The organism is Paenibacillus sp. FSL R7-269, from assembly GCF_000517865.1.
GTDB lineage: Bacteria > Bacillota > Bacilli > Paenibacillales > Paenibacillaceae > Paenibacillus_AQ.
The window spans coordinates 108,088-128,678 of sequence record NZ_ASPS01000020.1; the positions used below are offsets into that span (position 1 = coordinate 108,088).

Annotated in this window: 20 protein-coding genes; 3 read left to right on the forward strand and 17 right to left on the reverse strand. The window is 54.6% G+C overall.

Going from position 1 to position 20,591, the window contains the following annotated elements; translation table 11 throughout:
- Positions 1–107: 107 nt before the first annotated feature.
- Both C162_RS09845 and C162_RS09850 read right to left on the reverse strand, forming a co-directional pair.
- Entirely contained in the window at positions 108–743 is a 636-nt protein-coding gene (locus C162_RS09845) for a type 1 glutamine amidotransferase family protein (protein ID WP_036693948.1), read from the reverse strand.
- Positions 744–1,123: 380 nt separating this feature from the next.
- Positions 1,124–2,518, reverse strand: a complete 1,395-nt coding sequence (locus C162_RS09850) for a sedoheptulokinase (protein WP_051493361.1) — start codon at positions 2,516–2,518, stop codon at positions 1,124–1,126.
- 337 nt (positions 2,519–2,855) lie between these two features.
- Between C162_RS09850 and C162_RS09855 the strand changes: the two genes are divergently transcribed.
- Positions 2,856–3,614, forward strand: coding sequence for an SDR family oxidoreductase (locus C162_RS09855; protein WP_036693949.1), 759 nt, complete (start codon positions 2,856–2,858; stop codon positions 3,612–3,614).
- A gap of 328 nt (positions 3,615–3,942) precedes the next feature.
- Here the strand turns inward: C162_RS09855 and C162_RS09860 are convergent, their stop codons facing one another.
- The 5 genes from C162_RS09860 to nirB all read right to left on the reverse strand — a co-directional run bounded on the left by C162_RS09860 (position 3,943) and on the right by nirB (position 8,929).
- Entirely contained in the window at positions 3,943–4,263 is a 321-nt protein-coding gene (locus tag C162_RS09860; protein WP_036693951.1) for an iron-sulfur cluster biosynthesis family protein, read from the reverse strand.
- Positions 4,264–4,497: 234 nt separating this feature from the next.
- On the reverse strand, positions 4,498–5,265 hold the full coding sequence (cobA, locus tag C162_RS09865) for a uroporphyrinogen-III C-methyltransferase (RefSeq protein WP_036693954.1): 768 nt from the start codon (positions 5,263–5,265) through the stop codon (positions 4,498–4,500).
- On the reverse strand, positions 5,262–6,131 hold the full coding sequence (locus C162_RS09870) for a formate/nitrite transporter family protein (protein ID WP_036693956.1): 870 nt from the start codon (positions 6,129–6,131) through the stop codon (positions 5,262–5,264). Before C162_RS09870 ends, cobA begins: the two co-directional genes overlap by 4 nt.
- Before the next feature lie 38 nt (positions 6,132–6,169).
- Positions 6,170–6,481: a nitrite reductase small subunit NirD gene (nirD, locus tag C162_RS09875; protein ID WP_036694211.1), complete on the reverse strand. Its 312-nt coding sequence runs from the start codon at positions 6,479–6,481 to the stop codon at positions 6,170–6,172.
- Positions 6,482–6,499: 18 nt separating this feature from the next.
- On the reverse strand, positions 6,500–8,929 hold the full coding sequence (gene nirB / locus C162_RS09880) for a nitrite reductase large subunit NirB (protein WP_036693959.1): 2,430 nt from the start codon (positions 8,927–8,929) through the stop codon (positions 6,500–6,502).
- 340 nt (positions 8,930–9,269) lie between these two features.
- On the opposite strand from nirB, the gene C162_RS09885 reads away from it, so the two are divergent.
- A complete protein-coding gene (locus C162_RS09885; protein ID WP_036693962.1) occupies positions 9,270–9,866 on the forward strand; it encodes an ANTAR domain-containing response regulator in 597 nt (198 codons plus the stop codon).
- A gap of 12 nt (positions 9,867–9,878) precedes the next feature.
- Entirely contained in the window at positions 9,879–10,928 is a 1,050-nt protein-coding gene (locus C162_RS09890; protein WP_036693964.1) for an anthranilate phosphoribosyltransferase, read from the forward strand.
- A gap of 748 nt (positions 10,929–11,676) precedes the next feature.
- On the opposite strand, the gene C162_RS09895 is transcribed toward C162_RS09890, so the two are convergent.
- The 10 genes from C162_RS09895 to C162_RS09940 all read right to left on the reverse strand — a co-directional run bounded on the left by C162_RS09895 (position 11,677) and on the right by C162_RS09940 (position 20,577).
- Positions 11,677–12,180, reverse strand: a complete 504-nt coding sequence (locus C162_RS09895) for a DMT family transporter (protein ID WP_051493362.1) — start codon at positions 12,178–12,180, stop codon at positions 11,677–11,679.
- A gap of 18 nt (positions 12,181–12,198) precedes the next feature.
- Positions 12,199–12,624 (reverse strand): DMT family transporter, encoded by a 426-nt coding sequence (locus C162_RS09900; RefSeq protein WP_036693966.1) that lies wholly within the window; start codon positions 12,622–12,624, stop codon positions 12,199–12,201.
- A gap of 209 nt (positions 12,625–12,833) precedes the next feature.
- The gene (locus C162_RS09905; RefSeq protein ID WP_036693967.1) at positions 12,834–13,235 is read right to left on the reverse strand and encodes an NUDIX hydrolase; all 402 of its coding nucleotides are present in this window, start codon (positions 13,233–13,235) and stop codon (positions 12,834–12,836) included.
- Positions 13,228–15,264 (reverse strand): elongation factor G, encoded by a 2,037-nt coding sequence (locus tag C162_RS09910; protein WP_084648876.1) that lies wholly within the window; start codon positions 15,262–15,264, stop codon positions 13,228–13,230. The genes C162_RS09905 and C162_RS09910 overlap by 8 nt, the downstream gene beginning before the upstream one ends.
- A gap of 9 nt (positions 15,265–15,273) precedes the next feature.
- Complete coding sequence (locus C162_RS09915; protein ID WP_036693969.1) at positions 15,274–16,257, reverse strand: aldo/keto reductase; 984 nt, start codon at positions 16,255–16,257, stop codon at positions 15,274–15,276.
- 96 nt (positions 16,258–16,353) lie between these two features.
- On the reverse strand, positions 16,354–16,914 hold the full coding sequence (locus C162_RS09920; protein ID WP_036693970.1) for an AAA family ATPase: 561 nt from the start codon (positions 16,912–16,914) through the stop codon (positions 16,354–16,356).
- 34 nt (positions 16,915–16,948) lie between these two features.
- Entirely contained in the window at positions 16,949–17,776 is an 828-nt protein-coding gene (locus C162_RS09925) for a GNAT family N-acetyltransferase (protein WP_036693971.1), read from the reverse strand.
- Between the two features lie 29 nt (positions 17,777–17,805).
- A complete protein-coding gene (locus tag C162_RS09930; RefSeq protein WP_051493363.1) occupies positions 17,806–19,098 on the reverse strand; it encodes a sensor histidine kinase in 1,293 nt (430 codons plus the stop codon).
- The gene (locus tag C162_RS09935; RefSeq protein ID WP_036693973.1) at positions 19,085–19,765 is read right to left on the reverse strand and encodes a response regulator transcription factor; all 681 of its coding nucleotides are present in this window, start codon (positions 19,763–19,765) and stop codon (positions 19,085–19,087) included. The genes C162_RS09930 and C162_RS09935 overlap by 14 nt, the downstream gene beginning before the upstream one ends.
- A 29-nt stretch (positions 19,766–19,794) precedes the next feature.
- Positions 19,795–20,577: an ABC transporter ATP-binding protein gene (locus C162_RS09940; protein WP_036693974.1), complete on the reverse strand. Its 783-nt coding sequence runs from the start codon at positions 20,575–20,577 to the stop codon at positions 19,795–19,797.
- Between the last annotated feature and the right edge of the window lie 14 nt (positions 20,578–20,591).

Below are 20,591 nucleotides of genomic sequence, written 5' to 3' on the forward strand. Positions count from 1 at the left end.
AGATTCCCCCGGCCGGGAGAACCTTATTATATACACAAAATATTAATATGTAAATTATAGCATATATAATATTTTTTGTCAATGATAGATGTTACAATATTTCCTGTTTATCCCTGATCTAACGAGCCCATGAGCTGGAAAAAGTATTCGGTCTCCTGTGTCTTGTTAAGATTGTACCATGCGTCCAAGGTTGCTGGAGCAAATACCTCTAAGACCCTTAGCACTTCCCTCGCGAACTCCAGCGGAGCGATGCCTGATGCCGTGACCAGCTTCCCGCTGACAGCTACAGGCCCATCTTCATGATAAGCTTCCCCTTTATAGCCGGGGCTGACCATTTTCAGGTAATCCAGGTTGTTGCTTGTATGCGGCACACCATCCAGATACCCCTTATCCGCCAGCGCCGTGGTCGCCCCGCAAATAGCAGCAACGGCCACTCCGAGCTTGAGCGCTTCGTGAGCCCTATCCAAGACCGGCTGATTCTCCGCCTCTCCCCACGTATTCCCTCCAGGTAAAATCAAAAGATCGCCGCTGGCCAATCTACACTCATCCAGGGTTAAATCCGGCTGTACTGTGAGTCCGCCCATAGTTGTAACCGATTCTTTGGTTGCGGATACTGTGATGACTCTTAATGATGCTGTCCCCTTTTTGAAGTATCTTCCTGTATTCAGTTCAGCGGTCAAATACCCGTATTCCCAGTCTGACATCGTATTGAATACATATAGGTAAGCTTTTCTGTTTTGCATATTGCAACTCTCCCATCACTATTTGATATAGCCTATTATAGTAAAACTCCCCTGACAGACGGTGTCAGGGAAGATGGGTAGAATCTATGTGAGCACTTGGGTGGACGCTCCGCAAACAGAACGTTGTTCCCATCGCTGTTGTATCCAGATTTTTTTCATCCCCCTTAGCGGTGAAAATCCGGACACAAAGGCGAACGCTTTGCTTGTCCGCGGATCGTTCTGCCCGCTCCACTGTTTAACCGAGAGTTGGCTCTTCCATCCTCTAAAAGCAAACCAAAACTTGCGACAACTGGAGAACAAGCAGGGCTTCCGGCGATTTCTGCAAGGGGCTATCGCCGCTCATAGTAAATCACTTTCGGGTCCGCCCCCTTCCTGTTAACTCAGCTGGGCTCTGCTCTAAGGTAAGCACCAGCTTCACTGAAGCTGGTGATCTCCCCGCTGCCCACAGCGGCACAGAGCGCCGCTCCTACCGCCGCTTCTTCAGCATGTTCACCAAGCTCAAGCGATAGCCCGAAGGCTGCTTCGGCCTTGGCGCACAGCACCGGATTCGTCCGCAGCGCATTGCCTGAGCCTATAAGACGGGTGAATGTGTTCGCACCCTGCGGTTCCATTTCTGTCAGGAAGCCGTGCAGTTCATCTACCATTCCTTGTAGAAAAGCATGGGCCAGCCCGCCGGGAGTAAAATTCTCCAGCGTGATTCCTTCTACACTGCCGCGCTTCTCCGGGGCTGTCCTTGTCCCCAGGAACTGTGTATTCACCGTAAGCGCTGTGCTGCCGCTGCCCGGAACCTGTTCACTGAGCAGCCTGGACATCACGGAATAGACATCCGCCGGCGCTTCTCCGGTGTATGCGGTGATCACCTGCCGGAAGAATCCCTCCAGCAAGGCATACGATTTGCCGCCGCTCAAGGCTGCGCCAACCATCAGCACCCCGCCGCCAGGGAACGGGCGTACTTCCATCGCGGAAGGAGCGTTATCACAGTCAGGTACCCAGGCCGAAAGCTGGCTCCCTGTGCCGATGTTCAGCAGCAGAGAATCTCCTAGCTGGGGCACACTGCCCAGGAAGCTGGCCTGATTATCCCCGAGCGAGGTATACACGGGAATGCCTTGTGATGTGCTACCGATCGCCGTCCCGGAGGATACGACCTGCGGCAAAAACGCAGGCTCGATCCCGGCTAAATGAATCGCGGTTCTATCGAAATCTCCTGTCCGCAGACTGAAGCCTCCAATCCCCGCTGCCTGCGTTGCATCGATCAGGGGAATATCACCGTTCGCCAGCCTCATCGCGATATAGTCCGCAATCGTGCAGAAGCCGACTGCGCGCTCAGGGACAAGCTGTCGGCACACATTATAGTAATGGGTGGCGAGTCCAAAGCCGGGAGCTACAGTGTAACCGGTAAGGTCACTGAACTGCTGCGCATAGGTAGGACTGCCCGCCCCTCCGGTGAGCTGTCCGGCCCGTCCGTCCTGCCAGGTATACAGCGGACCTATTGCCCTCCCGCTTTTATCCAAATAGACAATCCCATGCATCTGCCCGGTTAAGCCAATTCCCGTTACTTCCGGCTGGTGCGCCAGCAGACGTTCAACTATACGTTCCACCTGCTTCATAATCAATTCCGGGTCCTGCAGCCGCTCCCATTTCTGATTCAGGCTGAAAGGCCGGCTCGCTTGCGCTTCCGTAAGGCTATGCAGAATCGTACGCTTCTCCAGATCGTATAGCAGCCCGGAGATGGAAGTGGTTCCGATATCTAGTCCGGCCGTAATCATAGGCTCCATCCTCTTCCCTCTTGTATAGCCCATATGTTAAGCCTTCGCGAAGGACAGCGTCAACCCGGCGCATAAAACACTATGAAGCAAAAGATACTAAATAGGTTCACTTGTTTTTTCCTGTTATGGGATTGCCGTGACTTCAGAGAATGTTTGGCCCTCTGGCCGCTGTTGTCCCCAGATTTCTAAATTTAACCGTGCCTAGCGGTTGAAATCCGGTGACAAAGGCGGACGCTATCGCTCCTACAGTTCCAAAATTCTCCTCCGTCACGTTTCCCTTACAGTACATTTTCAAGTTCAATCAATTTAGAACAGAGGAAATATCACTATAAACGGAGGCATGTATATGAGACTACACAACAAAGTGGCAGTAGTTACCGGGGCGGCGTCCGGGATGGGAAAGGCGATTGCCGTCCTGTATGCGAAGGAAGGGGCCAAGGTGGTAGTCGCGGATATTCATTTGGAAGCTGCGGAGACAGTGGCCGGTGACATTAAAGCTGGCGGCGGGGAAGCCCTAGCGGTACAAGCAAATGTTGCAGACGAGTCTGACATCCAGAATCTGATCGACAGTACAGTCAACACCTACGGCACTGTAGATATTCTGGTGAATAATGCAGGGATCATGGATAACTTTGAACCGGCGGGTGATATTGAGGATGAGAGCTGGGAGCGGGTGCTCGCCGTTAATACAACTTCGGTGATGCGTGCTACGCGCAAGGTACTGCCTATTTTTCTGGAAAAACAACAGGGTGTAATTATTAACGTTGCCTCGGTAGGCGGTCTGTTCGGTGCCCGGGCAGGTGCGGCTTATACAGCTTCGAAGCATGCGGTTATCGGCTTTACCAAGAATACCGGATTCATGTATGCTGCCAAGGGAATCCGCTGCAATGCAATTGCGCCGGGCGGTGTGGAGACCAATATTGGTTCAACCATGACCCATATCAATCCATTTGGCATGGAACGCACACAGCCGGGCATGGCGCTTAATCCACGGATGGGCCAGCCCGCCGAAATTGCACAGCTCGCCTTATTCCTGGCTTCAGAGGAAGCAGGCTTTGTGAATGGAGCAGTCATTACCGCAGACGGCGGATGGACTGCTTATTAAGCTGAGGGCCTCAAGCGAAATGAGGGGCACTATTGCGAAATAGCACCCTCATTAGCAACCTTTGGGCCGCATCAGGGCCAGATGCTGCGGCGTGCCCATTCCAATTGTAATCGGTTTTTCGATTACATTCGGCCTACACGGTGTTCCCAGTCCAATTGTAATCGGTTTTTCGATTACATTCGGCCTACGCGGCGTGCCCAGTCCAATTGTAATCGGTTTTTCGATTACAATCAGCTCACGAGTCTTAGCCATGCCCTATATGTTCGGTTTTCCCTTTAATAAAGACCATCTCCCCTCTGCGGGTAGATGGCCTTTTTATAAATCTCCTTCAACCCCGCGCATCCTGCACCCTGATATTGCTCCCGAACAAGGTGGAATCACTTGTCAGCTTGTAGGCAGGATACCCGGCCTCTGCTTCGAGGCGCATAACGTCATCGAACAGCAATTCCTGCTGGCGGTCACACAGGAAGGTGAACGGCTCGGTCTGAAACACAATATCTGTCGGCGAAGGCTCGCTGACTACCCGGATGACCAGCATGCCGTTACAGCCGCAGTCCTCCGTATCATAGAACATTTTGAATTGCCCGGGCTTCCCGTCCAGACTCTGCTCCAGGCGTTCGCGGGTCATTGCATTAAGCTCAATCTGCATCTGTAATTACTCCTCTCAGGACAACCTGTCCGTTATGCTGTATCTGTAGGCGACAAGTATAGTCCCTAATCTGCGCAGACCCGTGTGACAGCAGTCACTGTGAATGTGAAAATATGACTTTCAGTGCAGCATGCCACATCATCGATAAATTCGCCTCCCTGAATATAACACAGAAACAGGCGCTGCCATAACCCGGCCCACGGCCCGGAGATGTCAACACCTGCCTATGCTGCTTCACCCAATCTGCGAACGTACGACTTCCTCCAGATTCAGCAGCTCCGCTCTGACCTGGACTACCTCGCCGATAATGATCATGGCCGGATTGCTGATCTTCATCGCGGCGGCGACCTTGTCTATATTGCCAAGCGTGCCGGTCACGATCCGTTCGCGCACCGTTGTTCCGTTCTCTATTAATGCAACCGGGGTCTGTGAATCTTTGCCGTGTACCAGCAGTTCCTTGCAGATCTCCCCTAGCTTGCTTACGCCCATATAAATCACAAGTGTATCTACACCATGAGCCAGCGCATCCCAGCGCAGCGGCGAATCCTGGGTCTGGCAGCGGCTGCCGGTCACGATGGCGAAGGAAGCCGCCACACCGCGATGGGTCAGCGGAATGCCCGCAGAAGCGGCTGCACCCACCGCCGAGGTGATTCCCGGAATCACCTCATAGGGAATACCGGCTGCGGCTGCGGACAACGCTTCTTCCCCGCCCCTGCCGAACACGAACGGGTCGCCGCCCTTTAGCCGGACTACATGGCTTCCGGCTGCGGCATGGCGGATCATCAGCCGCTCTGTCGCCTCTTGCGGCATCGAATGCAGGCCCGGCGCTTTGCCGCAGTAGATGCGTACGGCATCACCCCTGGCATAGTCCAACAGGTCCTCATTCACCAGCCGGTCGTACAGAATCACATCGGCACATTGAATGCGCCGCAGCGCCTTCAATGTAATCAGCTCGGGATCACCCGGACCTGCACCTACAATGGATATGCTGCCCTGCTTCATAGGCTTTTCTCCAGGACAGGTGTGCCCGGGAGCCCCGTTTCTCCGCGTCCCAGAAGCTCTGCTGCCGTAGTTGCGCCGGGTTTGCTGCTTTTTTGCGACAAGTAGAATAACAGGCCCGTGAACAACAGTCCTCCGGCGAAGTTGCCCAGCAGCACCGGAATGCCGTTCCAGATCCACCAGTCCGCCATAGTCACATTCGCTCCAAGCATCATCCCCGCCGGAATGACGAAGAAATTGACAACCGTGTGCTCGAAGCCCTGGCCGAAGAAGGTCAGGATGGGGAGCCACATGGCGAGGATTTTGCCGGAAGTGGATTTCGACGTCATCGCCATCACCGCGCCCAGCGTAACCATCCAGTTACAGAGCATCGCCTTGATAAAGGCCAACCCCAGTCCCTCTGCCCCCAGGCTCTGATAAGCCGTCGTCTTCCCTTCACTTGCCGTAATCAGCGTCTGTACCATGGGGTTCGACAGATCAGTGCCCATCTTCGTGATCGTCAGCCCATATAAGGCGGCATAGATGGCACACCCGATCAAATGCCCGAGAATGACCCAGAAATAGTTCCCCAGCATGCGCCTGACGGTGGTCTGCTTCTCCAGCACGGCCAGCGGAATCAAGGCGAAGCTGCCGGTGACAAGCTCCAGCCCGAGGAGAATAATCATCACGAAGCCTACCGGAAAAAGAATCGCGCCCACCATAGGGATCTTGGTCTGTGCCGCTGCGGTGAAGGCCAGTGTAGTTGCACAGGCCAGAATGGCACCGCCGAGACCGCCGCGGACAATGAGCTGCATGATGCCCAGTTCTGCTTTGGTTTTTCCCGCTTCAATCATGGAGCCTAGCACTTCGCCTGGTTTGACATAGTCCATTATGAATCCCCCTTTATACGTGTACCTGTGTGAATGAATCAGATCGTTAAGTACAAGCTGCCTGTGGCGTGATCGACTTCCACCTCGTAGGTGGTCACATGTCCCGTATCGGGGGCCTGCACCTCACCCGTATGCAGCTCGATCCGCCAGTCATGGAGCGGGCAGTGCACCTTGGAACCGCAGACCATGCCCTCCGAGAGCTGCCCGCCCTTGTGCGGACAACGGTTCTCCACCGCCAGCACCTCTCCGCTGCTTAGCCGGAACAAGGCAATCTCGGTATCGCCTACCCGCAATTTACGTGATCCTTTGATATCTACTTCATTCAGATTGCCGATTAGCAGTTTGGTCATTGTCATTTCGGTTCCTCCTTAGACCGTCTCGGGTAACGAGATCGCTTCGAAATTCTTTCGCAGCTCCGGCGTATTTACAATCTGCTTCCATGGATCGGTAGTCAGGCTGAGCGTCTTCTGAATTCTCTCCACCAGCGACGCCCGTTCCTCCGGGGATTCCAGCGCCTGCTTGATGCTGTCCAGACCCACGCGCTCGATCCACTGTGCAGTCCGTTCATTCCATCCGGCTTGCTCGCGGTAATACTGCAGGAACGCACTTGCCCATTCCAGGACCTCATCATCGGTCTTCACCACGCAGAGCAGATCGGTCGCCCGGACATGTACGCCGCCGTTGCCGCCGACATGCAGCTCCCAGCCGCCGTCTATCGCCACCACCCCGAAGTCCTTAATTGTCGCTTCCGCACAGTTGCGCGGACACCCGGATACAGCCAGCTTCACCTTCCCCGGAGCATTCAGCCGTTCAAAAGCCTTCTCCAGCCGAATCCCCATCCCCAGCGCATCCTGGGTCCCGAACCGGCAGAAGGTGGAGCCTACGCAGGTCTTCACGGTGCGCAGCGTCTTGCCGTAGGCATGGCCGGAAGGCATATCCAGCTCCTCCCACATCTTCGGCAGATCCTCCTTCTTCACGCCCAGCAGATCCAGGCGTTGCCCGCCGGTGAACTTGACCAGGGGCACATCGTATTTCACCGCGACCTCCGCTATCTTGATCAGCTCCGCCGGAGAAGTGACCCCGCCGTAGATTCTCGGTACCACTGAATAAGTTCCATCCTTCTGGATATTGGCATGGTAGCGCTCATTCGTATATCTGGATTCATTCTCGTCCACATATTCCTCCGGCCAGAGCATACCCAGGTAATAGTTCAGTGACGGGCGGCATTTCGGGCAGCCTTCCTCGTTGTTCCAGGACAATACATGCATGACTTCCTTCACCCTGGTCAGCTTCATCCGCTTGATCTCAGCGACAATCTCATCCCGTCCGAGCGTCGTGCAGCCGCAGATTCCCTCCTTGACCGTAACGGCCGCCTCTCCGGCATAGAGCTGGAGCAGTCCCTCTACCAATGGCTTGCAGCCCCCGCAGGAGGCAGATGCTTTGGTGCAGGCTTTGATCTGGCCGACACTGGTGCAGCCTCCGGCGGTTATCGCTTCGGCAATGGTTCCCTTCGTTACTCCGTTGCAGCCGCAGATGATCTCATCATCCGGCATCCCTTCCAGCCGGTTGCCCTTGGGCGAAGCTAGCGCATCGGCTGGAATGCCAAGCAGCAACTCCTTCTCTCGCCCCTTGATATTCTCGCCCTTCTTAATCATCGAGAAGAGCTGCGCACCGTCATTGGTATCGCCGAACAGCACGGCACCAATCAGCTTATCATCCTGGATGACCAGCTTCTTGTAGATTCCCTCCGTCTCATCCTGGAAGCGTAGCGCCTTCGTACCGGGCTGTTCAATATACTGTCCCGCCGAGAAAACATCGACGCCGGATACCTTCAGCTTGGTTGAGGTCACCGAACCGGCGTAGCCCTCTGTGGGAGCGCCTGCCAGTCTTTTGGCCAGCACAGCGCCTTGCTCATAGAGCGGTGCTACCAGACCGTAGGCAATGCCGCGATGCTCTGCACATTCCCCGACGGCATAAATGCCGGGCAGGCTGGTCTCCATATAATCGTTCACCACGATGCCCCGGTTCACCTCAATCCCGCTGCTGCGGGCAAGCATAACATTCGGCTTGATCCCGACCGCCATCACGATCAGATCGGCCTCCGCCATCTCTCCGTCTGCGAACAGCAGGCCTTTGACTCTTTTTTTGCCGAGAATGGCTTCTGACTGCTTCTTCAGCAGGAACTTCATGCCCTGAGCTTCCAGCTCTCCCCGCAGCATCCGGGAAGCGGCTTCGTCTAACTGACGCTCCATAATATACTCGTGGATGTGAACCACCGAGACGTCCATCCCCAGATGCAGCAGCCCTCTGGCCGCCTCAAGTCCGAGCAAGCCGCCGCCGATGACAAGGGCTTTGCCGTATTTTTGCGAGACGTCCTGCATAATTTGTGTGTCCTTGATGTCACGGAAGGCAATGACGCCCTCCTTCTCCGTTCCGGGGATCGGCAGCATGAAGGGATTGGAGCCGGTCGCCAGAATCAGCTCGTCATAAGCGGCGGTAACTCCTTTATCCGTATAGACTGTACGTGCAGTAGTATTAATAGAAGTCACTGTGTGTCCTGTGTATAAGGTAATATTGAAGCTGCGGTACCATTCGAGATCATTAATTACGATTTCGTCCAGGCTTGCTCCGCCTGCCAGCACGGAAGACAGCATGATCCGGTTATAGTTGGGATAAGGTTCGGTGCCAAAGATCGTAATCTCATAAGCCTCCGGCGCCAATTTGAGCAGATGCTCTATGGCTCTGACCCCCGCCATCCCATTGCCGACTACTATCAGTTTTTTACGCTTCACTGTCATCTGTATCTCTCTCCTCTCCAGGTGCACAACAGAAATAGCCCGCTTCACTCCGCCCGGAAAAGATACATTTCCCGTAAGCGATATAAGTGAGAGCAGGCGCCATTGCCGCTTCAGCCGAATACATCGTTGTATTCGTGAATTGTTGAATTTGTTAAAACGACTATACTACAGCCGTCTGTGATACGTCAATAATTATGACATATAAAATTTAATTAATTTAATTCATCGACAAGAATGCTGAATTCGTGTTATATAATATAACATAATCATTCCTGTAATTGGATTGTCAGCAACTATTCATGATGTCTCTATTCTTACTGTAAAAGGAGCGTCGTCCCCCATGCATTCCCTGCTCGTAATAGAACCTGCTGGAACAGAGAATCCCGCAGAAGCGCGCTCCTCTGAAGGGCCTGATCACATCTTAAGCTCTTGCGGCTATGTAGTAGGAACTGCAGCGTCACCGGAGCAAGCGGCTCCGTTCATCGGTGACGCCGATGCCTTCATCCTCAATCTTCCGGTGACGGATATCAGCCCTTGGAGAACCCTGCTGGTGCAGCATAAGCTTGCGCCAGTAATCTGGTGGTGTACCCCGCATACCGCTAACCTCTCCGTCTCTGCCTGCGGCGACGATATTATGGTGGACGGCATTCTATCCCCTGCTATGAAGCCGCCGGAGATTCACTGGACGCTGCATTTCAGTGCCAGGCAATGCTTCGAGCGCAAGCAATGGCTGAAGGAACGGGAGCAGCTGCTCTCCCGGATTGAAGAACGTAAATGGATCGATATGGCCAAGGGCATTCTGTCCAAGGCCAAGAATATCAGCGAATCCGAAGCCTATGACCTGCTGCGCAAGCAGGCGATGAATGAACGTAAACGGATCGTGGATGTAGCAACCTCCATCGTCAAGGTCTACCAGATGCTGCAGGATCAAACTTAAGGAGAACACCATATGATTAATATTCTCAAGGAAGTTGCCCGCGGCAAACGCGGTGCGAAGGATTTAAGCTACGGGGAAGCCGAATATGCAGCGGAAGCCATACTCACCCGGGCCGCTTCGCCGGTGCAGATCGGCGCGTTCCTGATCGCAGAACGCATGAAGCTGGAGAGCCTGGAGGAGCTGGAGGCTTTTGTGGCAGTCTGCCGTAAATACGCCTTCCGTGAGCCTGTTCATCAGGGAATCGACTGCGCCGGTCCGTATGACGGCAGGGTACATTCCTTCATCGCCACCTTCCCCACGGCCTTTCTGCTATCGGCCGCAGGTCTGCCGGTTACCCTGCATGGTTCAGCGGGATTGCCGCCTAAATGGGGCATTACGCTTCAGGATATTATCCAGGCCAGCGGAGTGGATGTAGCTGGACTGAGCCGCAGCGACGCGGTTCATGCCGCTGAAGCCGGCGGGGTTCTGTTCGTGAAGTCGGAGCAGTGGTGCCCGCCGCTGGGGGAGCTTCGCAGACTCCGGGAGGACATTGGGATGCGGACGATTTTCAATACGGCTGAGAAGCTGATCGACTATTCCTGTTCGCCGTTTATTGTATTCGGGATATTCCATAATACGGTATTCGACCGGATCTCCCGGCTCATTGTGAAGCTCGGCTATCAGCGGGGGCTGGTGGTGCAGGGTGTGGAAGGCTCGGAGGATCTGTACATTGACCGGCCGAACCGCGTATACCGGATTCAGGATGGTGCGGCGGAGCTGGATATCATAGACCCCGAGTCGCTTGGCCTGGAGGTTCCCGTACCTGTGGAGCAGGAATGGACGGCTCTCCGGCAACTGCGTACGGCAGAGGAGGTCCTGCAAGGCGGCGGACATATGGCCTACTATAACCAGACGCTGCTTAACGCCGCTGCCAGACTGCATGCCGCCGGGCGTGTGAATTCTATCGAGGAAGGCGTCTATACCTGCAAGCCTCTGCTGGACAACGGCCAGGCCTGGGAGACTTACCAGCGCTGGCAGCACGCACTGGCAGGCAGAAGGGTCGCTTCACTCGGACAGGGTTGAGAGTGGCCGGCAGAGCCTGGCTTCTCCGTTCGCCAGTTATTTGAGGTGTACACAAACTTGTATGGCTGCCTCCTAGGAATTCGGGTGCACTTCTGCACCTCATTTTCCACTTTTAGATGTGTCTGGCGAATTCAGGCGCACTTCTGCACCTCATTTGCCACTTTTAGATGTGTCTGGCGAATTCAGGCGCACTTCTGCACCTCATTTGCCACTTTTGGGTGCGTCTGGCGAATTCAGGTGCACTTCTGCACCTCATTTGCCGCTTTTGGTTTTGTCTGGCGAATTCAGGCGCACTTCTGCACCTCATTTGCCGTTTTTGGGTTTGTCTGGCGAATTCAGGTGCACTTCTGCACCTCATTTGCCGCTTTTGGGTGTGTCTGGCGAATTCAGGTGCACTTCTGCACCTCATTTGCCGCTTTTGGGTTTGTCTGGCGAATTCAGGTGCACTTCTGCACCTGATTCACTACTTTTGGCTAGTTTATGCCCGCGCAGCAGTAGTAGCTTTCGAATGTATTCGGTTTTCCGCATACATTCGGCCCACGCGCCCTCGCAACCACCGATGTATTCGGTTTTCCGCATACATTCGGCCCATGCGCCCTCACAGCCACCAATGAATTCGGTTTTCCGCATACATTCGGCCCACGCACCCCAGCACCCACCATTGTATTCGGTTTTCCACACACATAAAAAAGCGTGCCATCCGCATTCCTGCGGTGCACGCTCTTGTCCGTTAATGCAAATGCTTCCGTTAATCCGTATGCAGTGCCCCCTGCGGCTTGCCGGAACCTGGGGTACCGGCGGGCTCTTTGGCATTACTTGTGCCGCCCAGCTTGAAGACCAGGATGCCGCCAACAATGATCAGCACGCCGATTAGCTGGTTGAACGAGAACGGAACCTTTGCCAGGCCCAGCCAGCCCAGTGAATCCCAGAGCAAGGCGAAGCCGAGCTGGGCAGTAAGTACAATCGAGATGGCATAGGTAGCGCCAAGGATTCTAGTGGCCTGAACCAGGCAGATTACGACCCCCACGCCGATCATCCCGCTTAACCAGTACCAGGGCTGCATGTGCTGGAGCGTGAACATATTTTTTCCTTCCATAATCAGCCCCATGACGAGGGAGGCGGCGAAGCCCATGCCCAGCACCAGTGTAGTAGTTGACCAGGAGCCCGTGTGCTCATTAACCTTGGCGTTGAAAATATTCTGTAAACTGACCAGCGCGCCCGCGATCAGTGCAAGTACTAATCCTGCTAACATATCTCTTGCTCCCTTCGTTTAGAACTTCAGTACAACTACTCCGAGAATCATCATCCCGATGCCGATAAACTGCGGCAGCTTCATCTTCTGCCGGACGACTCCGAACCAGCCCCTGATATCAATGATAAACGTCAGGCAGAGCTGGGCAATCAGCAGCGCCGAGATCGTAAGCGTAACCCCGATGTTCTGAATCGCCGTTACCTCACTGAAAATCACGAAGGCGGCCAGACCGCCGCCGCTGATGTATAGCGGATGTACCTTGCGGAAGCCGTGCTTTTTGCCGTCCCGTACCACCAGCGCTATCGCTAACGCCATAATGAATCCGGTAAGCTGGGTAATGGTTGCCGCCTGCCACGTGCCGATATCCTGACTGATTCTGGCATTGGCTACCCCCTGAAGCGTAATGCAGGCCCCGGCCAAAAATGCGAATATGATCCCTCTCATCTGTCTCTCTCCTCTTTTTGCTTCTCTGTACTTATTAAAAGCCAGTTCGCCGGATTGGAAAAGGACATATGTCCTATTCGGTAAAAGTCTGCTAGCCGCGCCGCATGCATCGCCCTGCTAAAGAGACAACAAGCCCGTTTCAGGCCGGATTCCGGCTCAAAACGGGCTTGCATAGACTTTTCGGCACAAGATGATTGCACACCGGACTCTTAGGAGATAAGATTCATCTCCCGCAGCTTGTCCATGATGATGACACTGACCGCCGATACCCGGTCTATGTCCTTATAGGTTAACCAGGCCAGCTCCTCAATCTCCGAAGCCGGGGCAAGCTCGCCTGTGAAATCTGCGGTCAGGCAGGTCATCCGCACGAGTACGCCTTCCGCTTTGCCATGGGCCGGAGCCTCGAAGCTTCCGAACGCTGCAATCGTCTCCGGCAGGATCTGAACCGACAGCTCCTCCTCAATCTCGCGGATCAGAGTCTCGGCATCACTCTCACCGGTCTCCCGCTTACCGCCGGGGAAATAATAGGTGTCCTTGCCTGTGGAACGCGCGCCCAGCACCTTGCCGTCCACAACATAGATCCAAGCTACCTTATCTATTACATTACTCATTGTTAGTCTGCACCTTTCCTTCTACGTCACGCTGAAACGGAGCTGCCCGTTTAAGAACAGTGTACCCGTTCCTGCTTGCTGCTTGAATATGCATATGCTGTCCGGCCTCTTCCCAGGGCACAGCATATCCCTCACCCTTGGCGCAAAAAATAGACGCCGAGGAGTAGGCCGGGTCTGCATTTTTATTATAATTCCGCTGCTCCACCACCGCCCCGGTCTGGTGGCAGGGCTCATATCCGGCTACTCTGAGCGACATCGCTCCTTTGCCTTGCGTCATCGACGCCAGTCTCACCCCGTAATTCATGAAGCTTGCCGCCGGAACTGTGCCCGTAATTACCGCCTTGGACGGTGAAATATCCGGGGGATTGAAGCGGCCGCCGGCTTGCTGAATATCACTCATAACCTTTCCCACATCGTCCGGATCTATCCTAATCTTCAGATCGTAGACCGGCTCCAGCAGCAGATTCTCTGCCTGCTCCAGCCCCTGGCGTAAGGCGCGGTAAGCCGCTTCCCGGAAATCACCGCCGCTCGTGTGCTTATTATGCGCCTTTCCCGTCAGCAAGGTGATCTTCAGATCTGTCAGCGGGGAACCGGTCAGCAGGCCGTGATGGCCGCTCTCCAGCAGATGCTGCTCAATCTGATGCTGATAGCCTGCCGCGAGATCATCCGGGTGGCAGCGGTTCATGAACGTGATCCCGCTCCCGCGTTCCCCTCCCTCAAGCATCAGATGAACCTCGGCGTAGTGGCCCAGCGGCTCGAAATGCCCGCAGCCATAGACCCTACCGGCAATGGTCTCCTTGTAGAGAATCTCCGGCGGGCCGAACGAGATCTTAAGCCGGAACCGCTCCGCCACGATCTGCTCCAGAATCTCAAGCTGTATCCCGCCCATCACATGGATATGCAGCTCCTGGAGATCTTCATCCCAGCTTACATTCAGTGACGGATCTTCCACGCCGAGCTGTCCGAAAGCATGCATCAGCTCCTTCAGGTGCACGGGCGGCTTGAAGAGCACCTTGGATTTCAAGGTGGGTATAAGTCCGCTGCCCTGCGCGTCCTGAAGTGCGCCCACTCCCGCACCGGGTAGCACGGAGCTTAGGCCGACAACGGCGAACAGCTCCCCGGCGGCAGCCCAGTCAGAAGCGCTATAAGCAGTACCGTTATACTTGCGGATTCCGGTAATCCGTTCGGAAGTTTGTTCCGCTTCAGGGCCATAAGCCAAGCTCTCGCGGTTCTTCAGAACGCCCTGCAGCGCTTTGATGTAGGTAATGCGGGTACCTCTGGCATCGTGGCGGATCTTGTAGACCCTCCCGGCAAAAGGCAGCGTATGATCGTACTCCGTGAACGTGAGCGCATCCAGAACCTCCAGAAATTCACCCACACCCTGGTCCAGCAGTGCAGAGCCGTGCATACACGGAAAAATCTCTCCGCGCTTCACCATAGTCTTCAGCGCACTGCGGTAATCGCCGTCCGTAAGCGTGCCTTCAAGATAGGGTTCCAGCAGCGTCTCTTCTCGTTCGGCAAGGAACGATTTCATCTCCTCGGTCCACGCAGCTTCCGGCTGCTCCGTCAACAGCAAGGCATCGCCGCTAAGCAGCTGCCGGATCTCTTCCAGGACGCGCTCAGGGTCGCTGCCTGCACGGTCGGTTTTGTTAATGAAGAACAGGGTCGGAATCCGGTGCTGGCGCAGCAGCTGCCAGAGCGTTTCGGTATGGCTCTCTACACCCTCCACCGCGCTGAGAATCACCACTGCATAGTCCAGCACTTGCAGACAGCGCTCCATCTCCGGGGAGAAATCGACATGGCCCGGCGTATCCAGCAGGAAATAGCGGGCATCTTTATAGGTGAACTCCGCCTGATCGGCGAAGACGGTGATCCCGCGTGCTTTTTCAATCTCATGGGTGTCCAGGAACGTATCCTGATGGTCCACACGCCCCCTGCTGCGGATGGCTTCTGTATGGTAGAGCAGCTGCTCGGCGAAGGTTGTCTTCCCGGCATCTACATGGGCGAGCAGTCCGACAGTTATATTCATAGAGTATCGCTACACCTCTCCACGGATATGCGGAACCACCTCTGACTGGTAAAAGGCAGCCAGGCGCTCCTTATCCCCTGGGCTGAAGGAGGGTACATCCAGTGTGGCCAGATTATCATTCACCTGAGCCTCATTCTTGAAGCCCGGAATCACACAGCTGACTGCCGGATGGTCTAGAATCCAACGCATAGAGGCCCGTGCCATATTGCCGCGTCTTTCAGCTATCCAATCCAGCTTCTGCGCCAGCTCTACACCCTTACCAAAAGGCAGTCCGGCAAAGGTCTCGCCCACATTGAACCGCTCCCCGTTCGCATTGAATTTCCGGTGATCATTCTCCTGGAAGGTACTGGACGTCGTGAATTTGCCGGTCAACAGACCGCTGGCCAGCGGCAGACGCACCAGAATTCCTGCACCCTTGGACGCAGCCTGCGGCAATAACTCCTGTGCCGGCTGCTGCCGGAACAGATTGAAGATCACCTGAAGCGCTGCAACGCCAGGATACTCCAAACAGAGCAAGCCCTCCTCGATAGTCTCAACGCTGACGCCGTAGTGACGGATTTTACCCTCGGCCTTCAATTGTTCCAGCGCCGCGAATACACTCCCATCACGCAGAATCTCCATCGGCGGACAGTGAATCTGATACAGATCAATCGCTTCCCGCTCCAGACGGCGCAGGCTCTGCTCACAGTATTCACTGATCCGGCGCGCGGAGTAATTCTCCGGGTCATGTATATCACCGGCGCGGCAGAACTTCGTGGCGATATGTATCTCATCCTGCTTCCCCCGGGTCGCCTTGGCGAGCAGCTCCTCCGCATGGCCGCCGCCATAGACATCTGCAGTATCGAAGAAATTCACGCCCTGCTCCATCGCCGCCTGCAAGCCTCTCAGCCCGTCCTCATCCTTACTGCTGCCCCAATCCCCGCCAATTGCCCAAGTGCCAAAGCTGACCTCACTGACAGACAGACCTGTATTTCCCAGCTCGCGGTATTTCATCCTATGAACCTCCGTTTATGAGTTTGTATGGAACCGTTCACAACTCTTCTTATTATGAAGGGTTTGGGCGGTCAGGTCCAGTTGGTAGGGAGGACTTCACTTCCCGCCTGCGATCTGGACGATCTTCTGAATCGTACCGGGTACTTCATCGCTGTCGTTGATTACAAACAGATGCTCCGACTCACTCTCTGTTGGCTGCTGCGCCAGCCCCTTTTGTGAATCCGCGATTTGCCGGGTCAGCACTACATCGAAGCTTTTTGATTTTCTAAGGATAGCAGTACTTCGTTCACTACTCGCTATACGCGAATACAGCAGCTCATCGGGCAGATTGAAATGTACCAGCACTGTAACCAATCCCTTCTGGTGAAACCAATCCAGCATTCGCAGCCGGCCTTCCCTATTGGAGTTATTGTTACACATGATGATGTGCTGCTCCGACTCATGAACGGCATAATCCACTAACGTTCGGGTAAGAGCGTCCTTAAGCGTATTCGCCCCCTGCTTGGGCAGGAGACTTTCGTAATGAGTATTGATGAATTCCGCAAGGTCATCCCGGTCAATAATAACCGACTCAGGCAAGCACTGCTCTAATTCTCTGGCAAAGGTGGTCTTCCCGCTATGCGTTTTACCGACTGTAAGGATTGCTAACCTCTTCATTAATACCACTCCTCTACGATAAAAGGTACTAGCCTTATATGACAAAAGCAAACACCGGATAACTCTCCACCGGCTCGAAGCCGAGCCTAAGCGCGAGCTTATGGGAAGCCGTATTCTCATGCGTTGTTTCCCATAAGGGCAGCATTCCCTGATCGAGATAGTAACTAATTAACGATGCAGCGGCGAGCGTAGCATAGCCCTTCCCGCGCTCGGATTCTGCATAAGTATCTACATCAATGAAGTACCTGTTATTCACGCCGAAGCCGTTATTTTTGCAGATGGAGACTACCTTATCCCTAACCTTCACTACAGCACCAGAGGCTGTCAGCCCAACGAATCTGTCCTCTCTTGCAGACCTATAATGCTCCGGTAAGGCGAGAACAGGAAATTCCTCATAGGTGACAGATAGATCTCCCTCCAAGGGGATAGCAGCACGCCTGTTTCTCAGCTGAATAAATCGTTCGCTATTGAATTCATAGACCGACTCCATATGTCTGTCTACGCTCAGCCCGGCAATCTCAAGCGTAAGTAGTTCCGTCCATGAATCACTATCTTCCGTATAGATCTCGAACCCGTTCTCTTGCCTCTGCTGGCAATCAGGTACGACTACCGTCTGCAAAAAGGTCATTAGCTTCAGGCGGTTATTCTCACTACTGATATCTCCGGCAGCATACATCCATCTCCCAGTAGCCCATACCACAGCCAGGGCCGGCGCTTCCGTATGATCAGCAAATACCCGCCCGGGATAATTCTCCAGCAGGACGGATAAGGCAGGAAGGTGATGCTTTTTACCGGCATATAAATCATGAACTGCAGCAAAATTCTCAGGTTGCAGCTCCAAAAGCTTATTCAGCTCATTCATTACGCTTCCCTCCATGTATGTATCTCAACTCAATACCGCAGCACCAGCACAAACCGCATTCCCCGCTCCATCGGCTCCGCGTAAATATCGCCGCCCATCTTCTGCAGCAGCTGCTTGCAGATGAAGAGTCCGAGGCCGTTGCCCGGCTTGCCGTCCGTATTGGACCCGCGCCAGAAGCTGGTGAAGATGTGGGGCAGCTCGCTCAGGAGCAGCGGCTCTCCGGAATTCCCGATCTCAATCAGCTGGCGGTAATCCTCCTCACGGAAGGTAATAGAGATAGACTTGCCGTCTCCATACTTAATGGCATTCTCTATGAGATTATTGAGCACCTCATGCAGCCGTTCTTCGTCCCCAAGCAGCAGCTTGTCCTGATAAGCACCTACTTCAAGCTCCACCTTCAGCAGCTCCAGCCGCTCCTTATGGTTACGGATGACCTTGCCGACCAGCCCGCTCAGATAGAACTCTCCCGGAACCACCTCTATATTCTGCAAAGAAGAGACGGAAGCAGTGATGATCCCGCCGATCAGCTGCTCCATTTGCTCTGCTTGCTGACCAATCATCCGGGCGGCCGATTGCCGCTTGACTTCACTGTCATAGAGGCTATCCGCAAGGGCGCTGGCGTAAAGCCTGATCGTGGCAACTGGGGTTTTGAGCTCATGCGAGAGGGACGCGACCAGCGTCTGGCGGTCTTTTTCCAGGCGGAGATTCGTCTCTCTCTGGGCATCGAGTGTCTGCCGCAGCAGGTCCAGCCCCCAGACGAACCGGCCGAAGAACCGGCTCCGGTGCTCCTTCATGCCTATGTTAAGCTGTCCCCGGGATAACTCGTAGGGAAGCTCCTGCAGCGTATGGAACGGCCGCAGAATCTGCTTGCGGATGTAGAACAGCAGCACCATAACCGCGCCAAGCGCCGCCAGCAGGAACAGATTCAACACCAGAAGCGTATGTACATCCGGCCCGGGCATCCGGTAAGAGAACCTTAAATATCCTGTGCTTTGCTGGTCCGCATACAAGGGCTTGACCATGAATTCACTTGCGTCCTCCACCCCGATACCGGCAAAAAAGCGCTGAACCACATCCGGTCCCGCTTCCTTCCCGATCCAGCTTAAGCCGTTCACGTAGGTGTACCGGTTCACATCCGGCAGCAGTTCCTCCATAGGAATACCACGCTGCACCTGGTCATAGATCCGGCCTATCTCTATCCTATAAGCCTTCCCGGGTGTCCCTGCCCCTGTCTCCCTGTAGGATACATATCCATTCAGAGCCGCTATGAACGTCAGACCGAGAAGTAATGTCCAGAGCATCAGCCTGTTAAATGCCTTCATATTTATATCCCACTCCCCAGACGGTGACGATGCGTCTGGGCTCTTTGGGGTTCTGCTCGATTTTGTCCCGCAGCTTGTTCATATGTACGGTCAGTGTGGACGGCTCACTGAAGCTGTCTGCTCCCCACACCTGCTGGAACAACCACTCTTTGCGCAGCGCCTTGCCTTTGTTGCTCATAAGCAGCACCAGAAGCTCGTACTCTTTGGCCGTCATCCCGAGCGGCTGGCCGCTTCTATACACTGATCTTGCAGTCTGGTTCACTGTAAGTTCGCCATCGGTCAGCAGCAGCTTGTTCTCGTTCATCTCATAGCTCCGCCGCAGATGCGCCTTGACCTTGGCCGTCAGCAGCGGAGCCGAGAAGGGCTTCTCCAGGTAGTCGTCTGCTCCCAGCTCAAGTCCGATAATCTTGCTCTCATCCCCGTGGCGTGCGCTCATGATCAGAATCGGCAAATTGTACTTCTCCCTGGCGATTCTGCATACGGCGAAGCCGTCCAGCCCCGGCAGCATAATATCGAGCAGCAGCAGCTTGACTGCACTCGTCTCCAAGTAAGCCAAGCCCTCTTCCGCAGAGGCCATACTGCATACAGAATATCCTTCCACCTGCAAAAAATCCTTCATCACCTCTGCCAGCTCCGCATTATCCTCAATGATCAGAATGTCCGCCACGCCTCTCTCCTCCTGCTGCTTGCAGCTTCCTACCAGCCCATCTCCATCAGCCAGCCGGTCAGGCTGCGTTCGCGTTCCCTCGGGCCTTGTTCCGGCATATATTTGCCCAGCACATGCTCGCCCTGAATATTGCCATCCACCATATACAGCACCTTATCACTCTGCGCGGCTACCTTCACATCATGTGTAACCACCATCAGCGTTGTTCCTTCCCGGTTGATCCGGCAGAGCTCGGACATGACTTCCTGTGCAGCTTTGGAATTGAGCGCACCTGTCGGCTCATCGGCGAACAGCATTGCCGGCTTGTTGATGAGCGCCCGGCAGATGCAGGCCCGCTGCAGCTGTCCGCCGGACACCTCTGTAATGTCATGGCCCGCCGTCTCCATAATGTTCAGCTTCCGCATCAGCTCATCGGCATATTGATTCACCTCGCTGCGGCTGCGTCCTTGTCCGCTTCCCTTGCCGCTCAGCGACTGATAGCCTGATAGAATAATATTATCATAAACGGAGAGATTGCTCAGCATATGCATCTGTTGGAAGATGAAGCCCATTTTGTGCAGCCGCAGTTCAGCCATGCCCTTCTCCGAGAGCCGCGAGAGACTCTCTCCGTCAAAAACCACCTCACCCGCAGTAAGCCGGTCCATCCCGCTGACGGTATAGAGCAGCGTAGACTTGCCCGAACCGGACGGCCCCATGACAGACACGAACTCTCCTGCATGAAGCGTGAAATTTATATTCCGCAGAACATTATTCTGACCTTTATTGACGATATAAGTCTTGCATAGGTTAGTTACTTCAAGTACTGCTGCCATTTCGACACTCCTTT

Coding starts and splice junctions, on each gene's coding strand:
- C162_RS09845 (WP_036693948.1), bottom strand. CDS start 743: ATGCAAAACAGAAAAGCTTACCTATATGTATTCAATACGATGTCAGAC.
- C162_RS09850 (WP_051493361.1), bottom strand. CDS start 2,518: ATGGAGCCTATGATTACGGCCGGACTAGATATCGGAACCACTTCCATC.
- C162_RS09855 (WP_036693949.1), top strand. CDS start 2,856: ATGAGACTACACAACAAAGTGGCAGTAGTTACCGGGGCGGCGTCCGGG.
- C162_RS09860 (WP_036693951.1), bottom strand. CDS start 4,263: ATGCAGATTGAGCTTAATGCAATGACCCGCGAACGCCTGGAGCAGAGT.
- cobA (WP_036693954.1), bottom strand. CDS start 5,265: ATGAAGCAGGGCAGCATATCCATTGTAGGTGCAGGTCCGGGTGATCCC.
- C162_RS09870 (WP_036693956.1), bottom strand. CDS start 6,131: ATGGACTATGTCAAACCAGGCGAAGTGCTAGGCTCCATGATTGAAGCG.
- nirD (WP_036694211.1), bottom strand. CDS start 6,481: ATGACCAAACTGCTAATCGGCAATCTGAATGAAGTAGATATCAAAGGA.
- nirB (WP_036693959.1), bottom strand. CDS start 8,929: ATGACAGTGAAGCGTAAAAAACTGATAGTAGTCGGCAATGGGATGGCG.
- C162_RS09885 (WP_036693962.1), top strand. CDS start 9,270: ATGCATTCCCTGCTCGTAATAGAACCTGCTGGAACAGAGAATCCCGCA.
- C162_RS09890 (WP_036693964.1), top strand. CDS start 9,879: ATGATTAATATTCTCAAGGAAGTTGCCCGCGGCAAACGCGGTGCGAAG.
- C162_RS09895 (WP_051493362.1), bottom strand. CDS start 12,180: ATGTTAGCAGGATTAGTACTTGCACTGATCGCGGGCGCGCTGGTCAGT.
- C162_RS09900 (WP_036693966.1), bottom strand. CDS start 12,624: ATGAGAGGGATCATATTCGCATTTTTGGCCGGGGCCTGCATTACGCTT.
- C162_RS09905 (WP_036693967.1), bottom strand. CDS start 13,235: ATGAGTAATGTAATAGATAAGGTAGCTTGGATCTATGTTGTGGACGGC.
- C162_RS09910 (WP_084648876.1), bottom strand. CDS start 15,264: ATGAATATAACTGTCGGACTGCTCGCCCATGTAGATGCCGGGAAGACA.
- C162_RS09915 (WP_036693969.1), bottom strand. CDS start 16,257: ATGAAATACCGCGAGCTGGGAAATACAGGTCTGTCTGTCAGTGAGGTC.
- C162_RS09920 (WP_036693970.1), bottom strand. CDS start 16,914: ATGAAGAGGTTAGCAATCCTTACAGTCGGTAAAACGCATAGCGGGAAG.
- C162_RS09925 (WP_036693971.1), bottom strand. CDS start 17,776: ATGAATGAGCTGAATAAGCTTTTGGAGCTGCAACCTGAGAATTTTGCT.
- C162_RS09930 (WP_051493363.1), bottom strand. CDS start 19,098: ATGAAGGCATTTAACAGGCTGATGCTCTGGACATTACTTCTCGGTCTG.
- C162_RS09940 (WP_036693974.1), bottom strand. CDS start 20,577: ATGGCAGCAGTACTTGAAGTAACTAACCTATGCAAGACTTATATCGTC.